Below are 15538 nucleotides of genomic sequence, written 5' to 3' on the forward strand. Positions count from 1 at the left end.
CTCGGGTGAAAGCATGGTCAGGGCGTCGCGCATGGCGTCAGCCGATCACTTTTTTGACCACCTCGATCAGGCGCTGCGGATCGAAGGGCTTGACCAGCCAGCCATTGGCGCCGGCGGCGCGGCCCTTGTTCTTCATCTCGTCCGACGATTCGGTGGTGAGCATCAGGATCGGGGTCTTGGCGTAGCCCGGCAGGGTGCGCAAGGTCTTGATCAGTTGCAGGCCGTCCATCTTCGGCATGTTCTGGTCGGTCAGCACCAGGTCGACGTTCTGCAGCTTGGCCTTGTCCAGGCCATCCTGGCCGTCCACCGCCTCGACCACGTTGTAGCCAGCCGCCTTCAGGCTGAACGCCACCATCTGGCGCAGCGAACTGGAATCGTCGACCGCGAGAATCGTTTTTGCCATTTTTTGCTCCTGCTATTTTGTATCCGGCTTCACGCCAGTTGAATGATTCGTTAATACGCCAACAGCGCTCAAAACAGCTCGACGTCGCCGCTTTCCAGGTGCTTCTGTTCGACCGAGCGGCGCAGCATGCTGCGCAGTTCGAGCGACTGGATCGCCAGCGCCATGCTGACCTTGCCGAGCCGCTCGACGATCTCGTCGCCGTCGGTCTCGGGTGCGATGTCGGCGCCATGCTCGCTGAGCGTGCCCAGGAAGTCGCGCAGGCCCGCCACGCGCCGCAGTGTACGTTCAATCAGTTGCGCCGTCATGTCCTGGAACTGCATGCTGGTGATCGCCGTGTTCACGTGCGCGCCCACGTCGGACGACATCGACGACAGCAAAGACCGATCTTCAAGCGATAGCGCACCGCCCTCCAGCAGCCGCTCGATCGCTTCCTGGCGCGCGCCGACCGCCGCGTGCACCGCCGTGAAGCTGGCGGTCAGCTTGTCGATCGCCTCTTCCAGCAGCAGTTCGGTCTGCAGCAGGTCGGTCTCGACCTCGGTCAGGTGGCGCCGCCCGTGCATGGACACGCCCGACAGCAGGCGCTTGACATGCGATCCCAGTATTTTTTTTCTTGTCATTTCACTCTCTCCAGTCCTGCCCTGGCCTATTTCTTCACCGCTTCCAGCGTGGCGCTGGCCGCGCCCACCGCATCCGCCGCCGGCACGTCCAGCGTCGCCGCGTCGCGCCGGACCGCGTCCTCGGTGCGCTTGTTCATGACGATGATGCTGATGCGGCGGTTGACCGGATTGAACGGGTCCTTCGCATCGAGGTGGGCGGCCGAGGCCAGGCCCACCACGCGCAGCACCTTGTCGTCCTGCAGGCCGCCCAGCACCATCTCGCGGCGCGAGGCGTTGGCGCGGTCGGCCGACAATTCCCAGTTGCTGTAGCCGGCATCGCTGTAGTACGGCGTCGAATCGGTATGGCCCGAGATGCCGATCTTGTTCGGCACCTCGTTGAGCACCATGCCGATGATGTGCAGGATTTCCCTGGTATACGGCTGCAGTTCGGCCTTGGCCAGCGCGAACATCGGGCGGTTCTTCTCGTCCACGATCTGGATGCGCAGTCCTTCGCTGGTGATGTCGAGCAGCAGCTGGTTCTGGTACTTCTTGAGCATCGGATTGACCTCGATCGCCGACTCGATGCGCGCCTTCAGCGTCTGCAGGCGCAAGCTCTCCTCGCGCGCCAGCGCGGCCCTGGCCGCCTGCAGGTCATAGGTCTTGTTCTCGGGGACCGAGTCGCCGCGCTTGACCTGGCCCTGGGTCCGGGTCAGGTCTTCGCCGCCGCCCTTGATCACCGACGACGAGTCGCCCGAGCCGGAACCGCCCGCCATCGCCACCTTCAGCGGCGTCTTGAAGTACTCGGCAATGCCGACCAGGTCGCCCTTGGCGGTCGAGCCCAGCAGCCACATGAGCAAGAAGAACGCCATCATCGCCGTCACGAAGTCGGCGTAGGCGATCTTCCAGGCGCCGCCATGGTGGCCGCGGGCCACCTTCTTGATGCGCTTGACGACGATCGGCCGCCCGCTGTCGTCAGCCATGCGCGCCTCGCTTGATGCAGCCTGGGGTAGAGTCGAATGCGGTCATCGCGGCTTACTTCTTCTTCTTGATGTGCTCTTCGAGCTCGGCGAACGTCGGACGCTCGGTCGAGTACAGCACCTTGCGGCCGAATTCGACCGCCAGCGCCGGCGCATAGCCGTTCAGGCTCGCCAGCAGCGTGACTTTCACGCACTGGAACATCTTGCTCGATTCTTCCAGCTTCTGCTCCAGCACGCTCGCCAGCGGGCTGACGAAGGCATAGGCCAGCAGGATGCCCAGGAAGGTGCCGACCAGCGCCTTAGCGATCAGGATTCCCAGCTCGGCCGGCGGCAGGCCGACCGATTCCATCGTGTGGACCACGCCCATCACCGCCGCCACGATGCCGAAGGCCGGCAGGCCGTCGCCGATCTTGGCGATCACGTGGGCCGGCACGGCGCCCTCGTGGTGGTGGGTCTCGATTTCGTTGTCCATCAGGTTTTCGATCTGCATCGCATCCATGTTCCCCGACACCATCAGGCGCAGGTAGTCGGTCATGAACTCGATGATGTGATGGTCGGCCAGCACCGCCGGATACCTGGAAAACAACGCCGACGATTCGGGCGCCTCGATGTCGCCCTCGATCGACATCAGGCCCTCCTTGCGCACCTTCGACAGCACGTCGAACTGCAGTGCCATCAGCTCCATATACATGTCTTTGGTGTACCTGGAACCCTTGAAGACACTGGGGAAGGCCTTCATGGTGGCCTTGATCGACTTGCCGTTATTGCCGACAAAGAACGCGCCAAAGGCGGCGCCGCCGATCATCAGGAGCTCGATTGGCTGCCATAGCGACGCCAGGTGGCCGCCGGCGAGCGCAAACCCGCCAAACACGCAGGCGCAGACGATGATGTAACCAACAATCACTAGCAAGGGATTTAGCTCCAGAAAAGCCCGTTCCGACCTCGCCTTGAGGACCCAAAACCGGTAATTTCAGAAAAAGTTTATTCAGGGAACTACTCTAGCTGGAGAATGGCCTATGGGCAAGTAAAACCACCCCGCATACTCACCATTTGTCGCCTAAAAGTCCCACATGTACAGTGCCGGCCCTTCCGGGACCGGATGGACGACGCGGCTGGGGGGCCGGTCTTCGATGACGAATTCGTAACTGAAAAGCGTCGATCCGGGCCGCATCTCGCGCGCAGCCTTGCGCCACAGCGCGCTCATCGCGGCAGGCGACAGATAGGCGAACACTGCGTCGTAGTGGCCCAGGTGGAGTTGCTCGTAGTCGCCGCAGATGAAGCGCGCGCGGCTACGGGCGGCGAGCGCGCGCAGGTGACTGGCCAGCCACGGCAGCGGCGCCAGCTCGATGCCCTCGATGCTCGACTCCGGCCGGCGCCGCTGCAGCGCCAGCACCAGCCCGCCGACGCCGCTGCCGATATCGATCACGCGCAGCGGCCGGCCTTGCGGCAGCACCTCTGCGACCGCCGCCCACACCCGGGGTCCGGACGGGTAGTACGGCACCTGGGTGCGGTAGGTCGACCAGTACAGCAGCAGCAGGAACAAAAAGACGGCGAGGAAGACGGCCGGCGGGATCGCCAGCGCGCTGGCGCCCAGCACTGCCGGCGCAAAGCCGAACTGGATCGCGCGCCACCAGCTGGCCAGGCCGCGCCACCAGGACAGCAGCGCGGCGAGCACGCCCTGCACCAGGGCGACGTGCCAATGCGACAAATCCAGGCCATTGCTGGCGAGCAGGTAGACGACGGCGAGCGTGAGGGGAAAGGCGGCGGCCTGGATCAGGAGCGCCCGGACCGCGGGAAAACCCAGAAAGCGCAGGCAGGAGCGACGCGCCAAATCAGGCGCTGTCCCGGCCTGGGGAATTGTCCTCGGCCGCATCATCCGCCACGTCATCGGCCGCGGCCGCGACCGCGCGCTCGGCCGCTTCGCGGGCATCCCTGGCCTTGCGGGTCTTGCCGGCGCGCGAAGGCATGTGGCACAGGCCGCACAGGTAGTCGGCGTTCAGGTCGAGGGCGTTGACGATGAACCTGCCCTGGCAGCGGCTGCACGGGGCCAGCAGCAGCATGCCGCTCTGGAAGAAGCGCACCAGGGTCCAGGCGCGCGTGAGCGACAGCAGCGGTTCTTCGCCCGGCGCCGGCGGCATCTGTTCGAGGTAGAGCTGATAGGCCTTCATGACGGCATGGATGCCGGAAGCGCCGGCATGCTCCACCAGGAACTGGTGGATGTTCATGAACAGCGAGGAATGGATGTTCGGTTGCCAGGTCAGGAACCAGTCGGTGGAGAACGGGAGCATGCCCTTGGGTGGAGAGACACCCTTGAGCTCCTTGTACAGCTTGAGCAAGCGTTCGCGCGACAGCGAGACCTCGGTCTCCAGCAACTGCAGGCGTGCGCCCAGGTTGATCAGTTCGATCGCGAGCTGGATTTCCTGTGCTTCGGATACGACGCTCTTTTTACTCACCATTCGTTGCTCATGATTCGTTGCTCATGCACTGTTCCCGCCCTGGTTGCATGCGGCCTCCCAGCAAGGCCGCTGGCAGGAATTATACGATCTCTTCCGCCGGCTGGCCTGCCATCAGGATCGCGGCGTGCGATTGCGCCAGGCTGCGTTCCTTGGTGTGGCTGGTCAGCATGCCCAGGATCGCGGTGTCGTCGAAGCGGAAGCGGGCCAGCATCATGTTGCCGCCGGCGAGCTTCAGGATCTGGGCATTGCTCATGCCTTCGATCAGCTCGGCGATCTCGGCCGACACGCCCAGGCGGAAGATGGCGGTGACTTTGTCGGCACGAATCATCTGCTGGGCCAGCATCAGGTAGCTCAGGTTTGCATCGCGAATCTCGGCCATCATGTCGTTCATCGTCATCTTCTCTCTCCGTTAGTTGTCTCGGCGCTTGTTTGTGTTGCCGATGAGATAGATTCTGACTGTGTGGAAACTTTTCAGGTATTGGATAAAACCTGTATTTTGGGTAGGGGAACGACGAGATGAAGCCGTAGGAGTTTGTCTGACAAACGCCCATGACTCCCTATGAAACCCCGCGAAAAACCGGGGTGAAGCGGCGCCGGGAAGCACCTTGATTTGGGTCTATGTCAGACCCGGCTTGTCGCAAATTCACTACAGGTTTTGCTGAATTTACTCTCGGAAACTCAGGAATTTCTGTTTTGCTGTGGGTGCAAGTGTTGCTTTTATGCACCTCACTCATCCATTAACGGCAGCCTTCAGGCGGACTTTAGGGTTTTCTGAAAATATTTTTGAATATTTTTCGACGCCTTGCCGTCTCTCTGACTCGTTATCGGACGGCTCATCAGGAACTTTAGGGCGGCTGCAAAAATAGTTGAACTTTTTTTTGCCTACGCACTAAATGTCTTAATGACAACACCCGTCTTTCGACTGCCAGTGGAACTTGCTACACTGCCGACCTGCGCGCATTCTTGAGGCGTCACCTGCGTCAACTACCTATATATACATGGAACCGGCATGACCGCACCCACCAGCACCCGCGCCGACTGCCTGGCGCTTGACGCGCTCGACCCCCTGGCGGGGCTGCGCAGCCGCTTCGACCTGCCCGAGGGCGTCATCTACCTGGACGGCAACTCGCTCGGCGCCCGCCCCCGCGCCGCCCTGGCCCGCGCCCAGGACGTGGTGGCACGCGAATGGGGAACCGACCTGATCAAGAGCTGGAACACGGCCGGCTGGTTCGACAGCCCCAAGCGCCTGGGCGACCGCCTGGCCCCGCTGGTCGGCGCCGGCCCCGGCGAAGTGGCCGTCACCGACACTACCTCGCTCAATCTGTTCAAGGCGCTGGCAGCGGCGCTGCGTATCCAGTCCGATGGCGCGACCGCAGGCCGCCGCGGTGGCGACCGCCGCGGTAACGACCGCCGCGGTAGCGACCGCCGCACCATCGTCACCGAACGCAGCAACTTCCCGACCGATATCTATATGGCCGAAGGCCTGACCCGCTGGCTCGAGCGCGGCTACCGGGTGCGTCTGGTCGACTCCGTGGACGAGATCCCGGCCGCGCTCGATCTTGATGCCGCGGTGCTGATGCTCACCCACGTCAACTACCGCACCGGCTACCAGCACGACATGGCCGCCCTCACCCGCCTGGCCCATGAGGCCGGGGCGCTGGCGGTCTGGGACCTGGCCCATTCGGCCGGCGCGGTGCCGGTCGACCTGCGCGCCGCCGACGCCGACTTCGCCGTCGGCTGCACCTACAAATACCTGAACGGCGGGCCGGGCGCCCCGGCCTTCATCTGGGTGCCGCAAAAGCACCAGGCAGGATTCGATCACCCGCTGTCGGGCTGGTGGGGCCACGCCAGCCCGTTCGCGATGGCGCCCGCCTTCGCCCCCGCGGCCGGCATCTGCCGCGCGCTGTGCGGCACGCAACCCATCGTCTCGCTGGCGCTGGTCGAGTGCGGCCTCGAGATCTTCGAGGCGACCGACATGGCTGCGGTGCGCGCCAAGTCGCTGCTTCTCACCGACCTGTTCATCGCGCTGGTCGAGCGCCGCTGCGCCGGCCATCCGCTGGACCTGGTGACGCCGCGCGAGCATGCGCGCCGCGGCAGCCATGTCAGCTTCACCCACCCGCACGGCTATGCGGTGATGGCGGCCCTGATCGCGCGCGGCGTGATCGGCGACTACCGCGAACCCGGGATCATGCGCTTCGGCTTCACGCCGCTGTATACGCGTTACGCGGACGTCTGGGATGCGGTCGAGATCCTGAAGGACATCCTGGACCGCAACGACTACGACGTGGCCGCCGCGCGCGGCGCCGTTACCTGACGAGGCACCGACATGGACAAGGAACAGAACGAGAACCGGCCAGCCGAATGGCATGGCGCAAAGATGGACTTCAGCCAAGCCATGAGCTACGGCGACTACCTGGGCCTGGACCAGATCCTGAACGCCCAGCATCCGCGCTCGCCCAACCACAACGAGCTGCTGTTCATCGTCCAGCACCAGACCAGCGAGCTGTGGATCAAGCTGATGCTGCACGAGCTGCAGGCGGTGCGGCGCCACATCCGCGAAGGCGACCTGCCGCCCGCCTTCAAGATGCTGGCGCGGGTGGCGCGCATCATGGACCAGCTGGTGCACGCCTGGGACGTCCTGGCCACCATGACCCCGCCCGAATACACGGCGATCCGGCCCTACCTGGGGGCCTCGTCGGGCTTCCAGTCATTCCAGTACCGCGAGCTGGAATTCATCCTCGGGAACAAGAACGCGGCGCTGCTGGCGGTGCACGAACAGTCGCCCGAGGCCCACGCGCTGCTGGCGCGCGAACTGGCCCTGCCCTCGATCTACGACGAGGCGGTGATGCTGCTCTCGCGCAGCGGCTTTGCCATCGACCCGGCGCGGCTCGCCGCCGACTGGACCGGCCCGACCCGCGCCGACGACTCGGTCAAGGCCGCCTGGCTGCAGGTGTACGGCGACACCTCCCGCCACTGGGCGCTGTACGAGCTGGCCGAGAAGCTGGTCGACCTGGAGACGGCGTTCCGCTTCTGGCGCTTCCGCCACGTCAGTACGGTCGAACGCATCATCGGCTTCAAGCCGGGAACCGGCGGCACCGCCGGCGTGAGCTACCTGCGCAGGATGCTGGACGTGGTGCTGTTCCCCGAGCTGTTCGCGCTGCGCACCGAGCTTTGAAAAATCCGTCCCGGCTGGTGAAAGGACGTTCCAGGCGGCCGGCGGCGGCCCGGCTGGCGTCGCCATCGGCCCGTTTTGCATTAATATAAACACCATGCGCGCCGCCCCCTCCCCACTCGACCAGCCGTTCTCGGTCTATCTCGACCTGGTCCGCTTCCTGGCGGCGCTGGCAGTAGTGGCGATGCACGTGCGCCAGTTCGGCCTGGCGGAAGGCCCCGGCGCCGACCTCCTGACCCTGTTCGGGCGCGAGGCCGTGATGGCCTTCTTCGTGCTGTCGGGCTTCGTGATCGCCCATACCACCGCGCAGCGCCGCCCCAGCGCGCGCGAATACGCGCTGGCGCGCGCCGCCCGCATCTATTCGGTGGCGCTGCCGGTGCTGTTGCTGGCCTTCGCCTGCGCCAGCCTGGTGCACGGCCACCTGATGACCGGCATGGACCGGCACTACCAGCTGGCCAGGCCCTGGCTGTACATCCCGTTCCACCTGCTGTTCCTGGGCGACCTGTGGTCACTGGCCGAAGTGCCGCCCTGGCTCGGCCCCTGGTGGTCGCTCAACTACGAGGTCTGGTATTACGTGCTGTTCGGCGTGGCCTGCTACGTGCGCGGGCCGTGGCGGCTGCCGGCCCTGTGCCTGGTGCTGGCCGTCATGGGCGTCAAACTGTGGCTGCTGCTGCCGGTCTGGCTGGCCGGAGTCGCGCTCTACCACTGGCAGGCGCGCCATGCGCTCCCATGCGCCCTGGCCCGCCTGGGCTGGATCGCCAGCCTGGCCCTGCTGGCGATCTACGAGACGGGCGGGGTCGAGGAAACCCTGCGCGCGGCCGGCCGCGCTTCCTGGCTCGGGCAAGCCTTCGCGCTGGGGAACGCCGACCGCTTCCTGGCCGACTACGTGTTCGGCCTGATCGTCTGCCTGAATTTCGCCTGCGCGCGCTTCGCCCGCCTCAAGGCCCTGCTGCACGTGGCGCCGCCGATCCGGCGCCTGGCCTCGTATACCCTGACGCTCTACCTGTCGCACGCGCTGGTGCTGATCGCCTGGCCCGCGCTGTATCCGCACGACCCCGGCAGCATGACGGACCTGCTGGCGCTCGGCCTGGCCGTCGCCGTCGCGACCGCCGTCCTCGGCATGCTGACCGAGCAGCGCAAGGACGCGTTCCGGCGCCTGCTCGCGCGCCTGGCGGCGGCGCCGTGGCGCCCGGCCCGCCCGGCCTTCACCGGCGCGGCGCCCGCTGCCCCTATCAAGGAGAAGCAAGATGAAGTGTGATGTCCTGATCCTTCCCGGCCTCTGGAATTCCGGCCCGCGCCACTGGCAATCGCTCTGGCACGAACGCAACCCGCACTGGCGCCGCGCCGCGCACCGCGACTGGACCAATCCCCATTGCCATGAATGGGTGGCCGAGCTCGACGCCGCCATCGCCGACTGCCAGGGCGCGCCGATCCTGGTGGCGCACAGCCTGGGCTGCATGCTGGTCGCGCACTGGGCGCTGTCCGGCTCCCGGCTCAAGGTGGCGGGCGCCTTCCTGGTCGCGCCGAGCGACGTCGAAGCGCCGTCCTATCCGGCCGACCTCAATTGCTGGGCGCCGATCCCGCTGCAACCCTTGCCCTTCCCCAGCGTGGTGGTGGGCAGCGCCAACGATCCCTTCGCCAGCCCTGACCGAACCATCGCCTTCGCCAGCGCCTGGGGCAGCCGCCTGGTCGAGATCGGGGACGCCGGCCACCTGAATACCGATTCGGGCCATGGCGACTGGCCCGAAGGCCTGCGCCTGCTGGAGCAGTTCTGCGACGAGGTCGCGATCGCATGACGGTCCTGCACAGCGCGCGGCTGCGCTTCGAACCGATGAGCGACGCACACTACGAGGGACTGCGCCTGCTGAACGGCGATCCGCAAGTCATGCGCTTCATCACTGGCCGGGCCGAGACGCCCGAGGAGACCCGCGCCGTCATCGCGCGGGTCCGGGCGCGCTGGGAAACGATCGGCTACTCGTGGTGGAGCTTCATCGAACAGGACACGGGTGAACTGGTCGGCGCCGGCTGCATCCAGCACCTGGCGCAAGACCCCGCCAACCCGCAAGAAATCGGCTGGCGCCTGCGCCCCGACCGCTGGGGGCGCGGCTACGCGATCGAGGCGGCCGAGCGCATGGCGCGCTTCGCCTTCGACAAGCTGCGCGCACCACTGCTGTGCGCGATCTGCGACCCGGCCAACCTGCGCTCGCAGCGCATCATGGAAAAACTCGGCATGGCATACCGCGGCGAAGAAATCTGGCATGGTCGCCAGACGCTGGCGTACGAGATCGGCCGCGACGCGTGGCAGGCGCGCGGCCAGGCATGACGACCTTCCACGGCAGCTGCCACTGCGGCGCGGTGCGCTACGAGGCCGACATCGACCTGGCCCTCGGCACCGTCAAGTGCAACTGCTCGATCTGCGTCAAGATGCGCTTCTGGGCCGTGCAGCTCGCGCCAGCCGCCTTTCGCCTGCTGCAGGGCGAAGCGGCGCTGCGCACATACCGCTTCCATACCCGACGCGACGGCCACCACTTTTGCGGCGAATGCGGCATCAATGTGTTCTCGACCGGCAGCGCTCCGCGCTCGGGTCCTTTCGTGGCCGTCACCGTCGCCAGCCTGGACGACCTGCCGGTAGCCGACCTGCTGGCGGCGCCGGTGCGCCATCTCGACGGACGCAACGACAATTGGACCACGCCACCGGCCGAGATCCGCCATCTATGACCTGAGCATGCGCAATACGAGCAAGACCACGCGGGCCACACTGATCGGCCTGCTCGCGATCCTGTTGTGGAGCTCGATCGTCGGACTAATCCGCAGCGTCAGCGCCAGCTTCGGGGCGACCGGCGGCGCGGCGTTGATCTATACGGTTGCCTCGATCCTGCTGTTGCTCACGGTCGGCCCGAGCAAGGTGCGCGCCTTTCCGCGCGCTTACCTGGCGTGGGGGAGCCTGCTGTTCGTCGCCTACGAGATGTGCCTGGCGCTGTCGATCGGCTACGCCGCTACCCACCGCCAGGCCATCGAAGTGGGCATGGTGAACTACCTGTGGCCGGCCTTCACGATGGTGTTCGCCATCGTCTTCAATGGCCACAGGACGACCTGGCTGATCGCCCCCGGCCTGGCGCTGGCGATCGGCGGCGTGTGCTGGGTGCTGGGCGGCGATGGCGGGCTCGAACCCAGGGCGATCGCGACCAATGTGCGCGACAACCCGCTCAGCTACGGCCTGGCCTTCAGCGGCGCCCTGATCTGGGCCGGCTACTGCACCGTCACCGCCAGGATCGCCAACGGCAGCAATGGCGTCACCTTGTTCTTCATGCTCACCGCGCTGGCGCTGTGGACCAAATATGCGCTGATGGGCGGGGAAGCGATGCGCATCGACACGCAATCGGTCATCCACCTGCTGCTCGCATCCGCCGCCATGGGCTTCGGCTACGCGGCATGGAACGTCGGCATCCTGCACGGCAACGTCACGGTCCTGGCCGGCGCCTCCTACTTCATTCCCGTGTTGTCGGCCGCGCTGGCGGCGCTGGTGCTCGACACGTCGCTGTCGTTCTCGTTCTGGCAAGGCGCGGCGATGGTGTGCGCGGGATCCGTCCTGTGCTGGCTCGCGACGCGCCGACGAACGGCGTGACGTTGGGTTGAGTCGAAAGTTTTCTTGAGTTAACGTAAAAACGTCGTTACTGCCACTGGCAGTAACGACTCCCCACGAAGGTGGGGACCCAATCTTGCAAGCGTTTCGACGACGTTTGCAGAACTTGGGTCCCCGCCTGCGCGGGGACGACGTAGTTGACGGCTAGCTCAGCAGCTTAACTTGACGGCATTACCGCGTTGCCCCGGTTTTTTTTGCCGTCGCGAGAAAGCCTGCTGCGACGCTTACCTGGCCGGCGCCAGCAGCATCTCGTTCAGGCGCTTCACGAACGAGGCCGGGTCGTGCAGGCTCCCGCCCTCGGCCAGCATCGCCTGGTCGAACAGGATATGCGACCAGTCGGCGAAGCGTCCGCCGCTCGCGTCCTCGTACTTTAGGCGCTGCACCAGTGGGTGGTTCGGGTTGATCTCGAGAATGGGCTTCGATTCCGGCGCGTTCTGGCCGGCCGCCTTCAGCATGCGCAGCAGGTTGCCCGACAACTCGTTTTCGTCCGCCACCAGGCAGGCCGGCGAGTCGGTCAGGCGGAAGGTCACGCGTACGTCCTTGGCCTTCTCGCCCAGGGCGCCCTTCATGCTCTCGACCAGTTCCTTGTAGCCGGCCTCGGTCTCGGCGTGCTCCTTCTTTTCCGCCTCGTCTTCCAGCGCGCCCAGGTCCAGGCCGCCCTTGGCGACCGACACCAGTTCCTTGCCTTCGAACTCGGTGAAGAACGACAGCATCCATTCGTCGACGCGGTCGGTCATCAGGATCACCTCGACGCCCTTCTTGCGGAAGATCTCGAGGTGCGGGCTGTTCTTCGCCGCCTGGTAGTTGTCGGCGGTGACGTAATAGATCTTGTCCTGGCCTTCCTTCATGCGGCCGACGTAGTCGGCGAACGACACGGTCTGCTCGCCCGAGTCATCAAAGGTCGAGGCGAAGCGCAGCAGCTTGGCGATGCGGTCCTTGTTGGTGGCGTCCTCGCCGATGCCTTCCTTGAGCACCTGGCCGAATTCCTTCCAGAAGGTCGCATACTTGTCCTTGCCGGCCTGCTCGTCGGAATTCGCCATTTCCTCGAGCATGCCCAGCACGCGCTTGGTCGAGCCTTCGCGGATCACGCGCACGTCGCGCGACTCCTGCAGGATCTCGCGCGAGACGTTCAGCGGCAGGTCGGCGGAGTCGATCACGCCCTTGATGAAGCGCAGGTAGGTCGGCATCAGCTGCTCGGCGTCGTCCATGATGAACACCCGCTTGACGTACAGCTTGATGCCGCCGCGCTTGTTGCGGTCCCACAGGTCGAACGGGGCATGGGCCGGCACGTACAGCAGCTGGGTGTATTCGCTGCGGCCTTCCACCCGGTTGTGGGTATAGGTCAGCGGTTCCTGGAAGTCGTGCGAGACGTGCTTGTAGAACTCGTTGTACTGTTCTTCGGTGATGTCGCTCTTCGAGCGTGCCCACAGCGCGCTGGCCTGGTTCACGGTCTCGAGTTCGTCCTTGAGGACGGTCTCTTTCTTCTCTTCGTCCCACTCTTCCTTCTGCATCACGATCGGCAGCGAGATGTGGTCGGAATACTTGCGGATGATCGATTTGAGCTTCCACGAAGACAGCAATTCTTCCTCGCCTTCGCGCAGGTGCAGGATCACGTCGGTGCCGCGCCCAGGCTTTTCGATCTGCTCGATCGAGTACTCGCCCTCGCCGCGCGAATCCCAGCGCACGCCCTGCTCGGCAAAGGCGCCGGCGCGGCGGGTATTGACGACGATCCTCTCGGCCACGATGAAGCCCGAATAGAAGCCCACGCCGAACTGGCCGATCAGGGCCGCATCCTGCTGCTGGTCGCCCGACAGCTTGCTGAAGAATTCCTTGGTGCCCGACTTGGCGATGGTGCCCAGATGCGAGATCACCTCGTCGCGGCTCATGCCGATGCCGTTGTCCGAGATCGTGATGGTTTTCGCATCCTTGTCGAACGAGACCTTGATTCTCAATTCATGGTCGTCGCCGTACAGGGCGTCGTTGTTGATCGCCTCGAAGCGCAGCTTGTCGGCCGCGTCGGACGCGTTCGAGATCAGTTCGCGCAGGAAAATCTCCTTGTTCGAATACAAGGAGTGAATCATCAGTTGCAGCAGCTGTTTTACTTCTGCCTGGAAGCCAAGGGTTTCTTTTTCGGCGTTCGCCATCTTGTTCCTCGTTAAAAAACATGGGGGGTTGGTCAGACTCGGACGCATATATGGATGACGACGGCGATTTCAAGAGGTCGTTTTGATAAGAAGAAAATTGCTTCAAAGAAATTTGCACTTTTATCGATCGATCGTGTCGAATCCTGCCCGTCCCGTTCGTCGTAGCCGGTGCGGCACCCATCCACTACCACACAGGAGAACACCATGAACCAGGCAGTACGTCCCATCCCCGAAGGCTACCGTACCGTCACCCCGCACCTGGTGTGCGAACAGGCGCTTGACGCGATCGCGTTCTACAGGAAGGCCTTCGGCGCCGTCGAGATCGCGCGCCTGCCCGGGCCGGACGGCAAGATCATGCATGCGGAGCTGCGCATCGGCGATTCGCCCATCATGCTGGCGCAAGACTTTCCCGAGTTCGGCAGCCTGGGGCCGCTGGCCCTGAAAGGCACGCCCGTGGTCATCCACCTGTACGTCGAGGATGCCGATGCCGTATGGGCCCAGGCGCTGGAGGCCGGCGCCAGGCCGGTGATGCCGCTGTCCGACATGTTCTGGGGCGACCGCTACGGCCAGGTGGTCGACCCGTTCGGCCACCGCTGGTCGATCGCCACCCACAAGCAGGACCTGACGCAGGAACAGATCATGGACGGCATGAACAAGATGATGGCGGCCGGCTGCCCGGGGCAGCAGGCCGGCTAAGTCAGCCGACGCTCAGCCGGCGCGCCCCTCCAGGAAGCGCCACACGCCCGGATCCTGCAGCGCCGCCAGGTTCAGCCGCATCCGGGTCGACGGCTGCTGGCTGGGCGAGAACAGGCTGCCCGGCGCCAGCAGCACGTCCTGCCCCATGGCGCGCGCCGTAAGTGCATTGGTGTCCATGCCGGCGTCGACCCACAGGAACATGCCGGCCGCCGGCGCCGGGTCGACCCGCATCCCGAGCGCCTCGAGCCGGCGCAGCGCGCCCGGCCGCACCGCATCCAGGCGGCCGCGCACGCGATCGAGGTGCTTGCGGTGCTGGCCTTCGGCCAGGATCTTGTAGACCACGCGCTCGCCGATGTCGCTGGTGCTGAGCGTGGCCAGCATCTTGCGGTCGGCCAGCAGCGCGGCCCGCTCGCGCGAGGCGGCGACGAAGCCGACCCGCAGGTTGGCCGCCATCGACTTCGAAAATCCGCCCAGGTAGATCACCCGCCGCAGGCCGTCCAGCGCGGCCAGGCGCGTGGCGCCGCCCGGGTGCAGGCCGCAGTAGATGTCGTCCTCGACCACCAGGAAGTCGTGCTGCTCGGCCAGGCGCAGCACCTGGAAGGCCTTGGCCGCCGATACCGAGGTCGAGCTGGGGTTGTGCAGCACCGAGTTGATGACGAACAGGCGCGGGCGATGCAGCGCCGCCAGCTCCCCGAGCCGCGCCAGGTCGGGACCGTCGGCCAGGCGCGGCACGCCGACCACCTTCAGGCCCAGCGCCGCGAACGACCCGAACATCAGGAACCAGGCCGGATCGTCGACCAGCACCGTGTCGCCCGGCAGGCAGAACGCGCGCGCCACCAGATCCAGCGCCTGGGTTACGCCGAGCGTGGTCACCAGCTGCTCGGGCGCGGCATCGATCTCGAGCTCGGCCAGCTGGAGCTGGAGCTGCTGACGCAGCGGCAGGAAGCCGTGCGGCGAACCGTAATTGAGCAAGCCGGCGCAGTTCTGACGGCTGAGCGCGCGCAGCGCGTTGGCCACCGCCGCCCCGTCGAGCCAGTCGGCCGGCAGCACGCCGGAACCCGGCGCCAGCCCGAGCGGGGCCTGGCGAAACATGCTGCGCACCAGCCAGGCGATGTCGAGGTCGGCCGGGACCGGCGCCGGCCGTGCCGACGTGGACGTATGCGTGGGCGTATGCGCCGGCGCCTGGCGCTCGCGCACGAAGAAGCCGGCGCCGCGGCGCGATTCCAGGTAACCCAGCGCCACCAGCCGGTCGTAGCTGGCCACGACGGTGAACGGCGACACCCCGTGGCTGGCGGCGAAGCGCCGGATCGAGGGCATGCGCGCGCCGGGGCGCAGCAGGCGCTCGTCGACGCGCGCCGCCACCGCGCGCACGATCTGGTCGGCCAGCGGTGCGCCGGCCTCGCGCGCCAGTGCGAAGACGAGTGTATCGGTCATTTCACCACCACAGTCGG

The 15538-nt window shown here is 65.7% G+C and carries 17 protein-coding genes; 8 read left to right on the forward strand and 9 right to left on the reverse strand.

Features of this window, described 5'->3' with window-relative positions; all coding sequences use genetic code 11:
* Positions 1 to 37: 37 nt before the first annotated feature.
* From ACZ9AQ_RS07110 to flhD, 7 genes are all read right to left on the reverse strand, one after another.
* Entirely contained in the window at positions 38 to 403 is a 366-nt protein-coding gene (locus ACZ9AQ_RS07110) for a response regulator (protein WP_005666664.1), read from the reverse strand.
* A 68-nt stretch (positions 404 to 471) separates the two neighbouring features.
* A complete protein-coding gene (locus tag ACZ9AQ_RS07115) occupies positions 472 to 1020 on the reverse strand; it encodes a chemotaxis protein (RefSeq protein WP_429202982.1) in 549 nt (182 codons plus the stop codon).
* Positions 1021 to 1046: 26 nt separating this feature from the next.
* Positions 1047 to 1979 (reverse strand): flagellar motor protein MotB, encoded by a 933-nt coding sequence (motB, locus tag ACZ9AQ_RS07120; protein WP_429202984.1) that lies wholly within the window; start codon positions 1977 to 1979, stop codon positions 1047 to 1049.
* A gap of 52 nt (positions 1980 to 2031) precedes the next feature.
* On the reverse strand, positions 2032 to 2886 hold the full coding sequence (motA, locus tag ACZ9AQ_RS07125) for a flagellar motor stator protein MotA (protein WP_429202986.1): 855 nt from the start codon (positions 2884 to 2886) through the stop codon (positions 2032 to 2034).
* A gap of 147 nt (positions 2887 to 3033) precedes the next feature.
* The gene (locus ACZ9AQ_RS07130) at positions 3034 to 3849 is read right to left on the reverse strand and encodes a methyltransferase domain-containing protein (protein WP_429202987.1); all 816 of its coding nucleotides are present in this window, start codon (positions 3847 to 3849) and stop codon (positions 3034 to 3036) included.
* Positions 3809 to 4429: a flagellar transcriptional regulator FlhC gene (flhC, locus tag ACZ9AQ_RS07135; RefSeq protein ID WP_429203378.1), complete on the reverse strand. Its 621-nt coding sequence runs from the start codon at positions 4427 to 4429 to the stop codon at positions 3809 to 3811. Before flhC ends, ACZ9AQ_RS07130 begins: the two co-directional genes overlap by 41 nt.
* A gap of 82 nt (positions 4430 to 4511) precedes the next feature.
* The gene (flhD, locus tag ACZ9AQ_RS07140; protein ID WP_429202989.1) at positions 4512 to 4829 is read right to left on the reverse strand and encodes a flagellar transcriptional regulator FlhD; all 318 of its coding nucleotides are present in this window, start codon (positions 4827 to 4829) and stop codon (positions 4512 to 4514) included.
* A gap of 612 nt (positions 4830 to 5441) precedes the next feature.
* Here flhD and kynU point away from each other — a divergent pair.
* The 7 genes from kynU (at position 5442) to yddG (ending at position 11229) form a co-directional block, all read left to right on the forward strand.
* Positions 5442 to 6746 carry a kynureninase gene (gene kynU / locus ACZ9AQ_RS07145; protein ID WP_429202991.1) on the forward strand — a complete coding sequence of 435 codons (1305 nt, stop codon included), beginning with the start codon at positions 5442 to 5444 and terminating at the stop codon, positions 6744 to 6746.
* A 12-nt stretch (positions 6747 to 6758) separates the two neighbouring features.
* On the forward strand, positions 6759 to 7607 hold the full coding sequence (gene kynA, locus ACZ9AQ_RS07150; RefSeq protein WP_429202993.1) for a tryptophan 2,3-dioxygenase: 849 nt from the start codon (positions 6759 to 6761) through the stop codon (positions 7605 to 7607).
* Positions 7608 to 7701: 94 nt separating this feature from the next.
* On the forward strand, positions 7702 to 8862 hold the full coding sequence (locus ACZ9AQ_RS07155; RefSeq protein WP_429202994.1) for an acyltransferase family protein: 1161 nt from the start codon (positions 7702 to 7704) through the stop codon (positions 8860 to 8862).
* Positions 8852 to 9400 carry an RBBP9/YdeN family alpha/beta hydrolase gene (locus ACZ9AQ_RS07160; RefSeq protein WP_429202996.1) on the forward strand — a complete coding sequence of 183 codons (549 nt, stop codon included), beginning with the start codon at positions 8852 to 8854 and terminating at the stop codon, positions 9398 to 9400. Before ACZ9AQ_RS07155 ends, ACZ9AQ_RS07160 begins: the two co-directional genes overlap by 11 nt.
* On the forward strand, positions 9397 to 9927 hold the full coding sequence (locus ACZ9AQ_RS07165) for a GNAT family N-acetyltransferase (protein ID WP_429202998.1): 531 nt from the start codon (positions 9397 to 9399) through the stop codon (positions 9925 to 9927). Before ACZ9AQ_RS07160 ends, ACZ9AQ_RS07165 begins: the two co-directional genes overlap by 4 nt.
* A complete protein-coding gene (locus ACZ9AQ_RS07170) occupies positions 9924 to 10322 on the forward strand; it encodes a GFA family protein (RefSeq protein ID WP_429203000.1) in 399 nt (132 codons plus the stop codon). Before ACZ9AQ_RS07165 ends, ACZ9AQ_RS07170 begins: the two co-directional genes overlap by 4 nt.
* A gap of 7 nt (positions 10323 to 10329) precedes the next feature.
* Positions 10330 to 11229 carry an aromatic amino acid DMT transporter YddG gene (yddG, locus tag ACZ9AQ_RS07175; protein WP_429203001.1) on the forward strand — a complete coding sequence of 300 codons (900 nt, stop codon included), beginning with the start codon at positions 10330 to 10332 and terminating at the stop codon, positions 11227 to 11229.
* Positions 11230 to 11471: 242 nt separating this feature from the next.
* Here the strand turns inward: yddG and htpG are convergent, their stop codons facing one another.
* Complete coding sequence (htpG, locus tag ACZ9AQ_RS07180; protein WP_429203003.1) at positions 11472 to 13391, reverse strand: molecular chaperone HtpG; 1920 nt, start codon at positions 13389 to 13391, stop codon at positions 11472 to 11474.
* Positions 13392 to 13595: 204 nt separating this feature from the next.
* Between htpG and ACZ9AQ_RS07185 the strand changes: the two genes are divergently transcribed.
* Complete coding sequence (locus ACZ9AQ_RS07185; protein ID WP_429203005.1) at positions 13596 to 14087, forward strand: VOC family protein; 492 nt, start codon at positions 13596 to 13598, stop codon at positions 14085 to 14087.
* A gap of 12 nt (positions 14088 to 14099) precedes the next feature.
* Here the strand turns inward: ACZ9AQ_RS07185 and ACZ9AQ_RS07190 are convergent, their stop codons facing one another.
* Positions 14100 to 15521 carry an aminotransferase-like domain-containing protein gene (locus tag ACZ9AQ_RS07190; RefSeq protein ID WP_429203007.1) on the reverse strand — a complete coding sequence of 474 codons (1422 nt, stop codon included), beginning with the start codon at positions 15519 to 15521 and terminating at the stop codon, positions 14100 to 14102.
* Positions 15522 to 15538: the final 17 nt, after the last annotated feature.

Source organism: Massilia sp. UYP34, from assembly GCF_056279385.1.

Bases quoted from the DNA above. Each gene is read 5' to 3' on its own strand.
- yddG (WP_429203001.1), top strand. From the start codon at position 10,330: ATGCGCAATACGAGCAAGACCACGCGGGCCACACTGATCGGCCTGCTC.
- ACZ9AQ_RS07110 (WP_005666664.1), bottom strand. From the start codon at position 403: ATGGCAAAAACGATTCTCGCGGTCGACGATTCCAGTTCGCTGCGCCAG.
- kynA (WP_429202993.1), top strand. From the start codon at position 6,759: ATGGACAAGGAACAGAACGAGAACCGGCCAGCCGAATGGCATGGCGCA.
- ACZ9AQ_RS07185 (WP_429203005.1), top strand. From the start codon at position 13,596: ATGAACCAGGCAGTACGTCCCATCCCCGAAGGCTACCGTACCGTCACC.
- kynU (WP_429202991.1), top strand. From the start codon at position 5,442: ATGACCGCACCCACCAGCACCCGCGCCGACTGCCTGGCGCTTGACGCG.
- ACZ9AQ_RS07115 (WP_429202982.1), bottom strand. From the start codon at position 1,020: ATGACAAGAAAAAAAATACTGGGATCGCATGTCAAGCGCCTGCTGTCG.
- ACZ9AQ_RS07160 (WP_429202996.1), top strand. From the start codon at position 8,852: ATGAAGTGTGATGTCCTGATCCTTCCCGGCCTCTGGAATTCCGGCCCG.
- flhD (WP_429202989.1), bottom strand. From the start codon at position 4,829: ATGACGATGAACGACATGATGGCCGAGATTCGCGATGCAAACCTGAGC.
- motB (WP_429202984.1), bottom strand. From the start codon at position 1,979: ATGGCTGACGACAGCGGGCGGCCGATCGTCGTCAAGCGCATCAAGAAG.
- ACZ9AQ_RS07170 (WP_429203000.1), top strand. From the start codon at position 9,924: ATGACGACCTTCCACGGCAGCTGCCACTGCGGCGCGGTGCGCTACGAG.
- ACZ9AQ_RS07190 (WP_429203007.1), bottom strand. From the start codon at position 15,521: ATGACCGATACACTCGTCTTCGCACTGGCGCGCGAGGCCGGCGCACCG.
- ACZ9AQ_RS07155 (WP_429202994.1), top strand. From the start codon at position 7,702: ATGCGCGCCGCCCCCTCCCCACTCGACCAGCCGTTCTCGGTCTATCTC.
- htpG (WP_429203003.1), bottom strand. From the start codon at position 13,391: ATGGCGAACGCCGAAAAAGAAACCCTTGGCTTCCAGGCAGAAGTAAAA.
- ACZ9AQ_RS07165 (WP_429202998.1), top strand. From the start codon at position 9,397: ATGACGGTCCTGCACAGCGCGCGGCTGCGCTTCGAACCGATGAGCGAC.
- ACZ9AQ_RS07130 (WP_429202987.1), bottom strand. From the start codon at position 3,849: ATGCGGCCGAGGACAATTCCCCAGGCCGGGACAGCGCCTGATTTGGCG.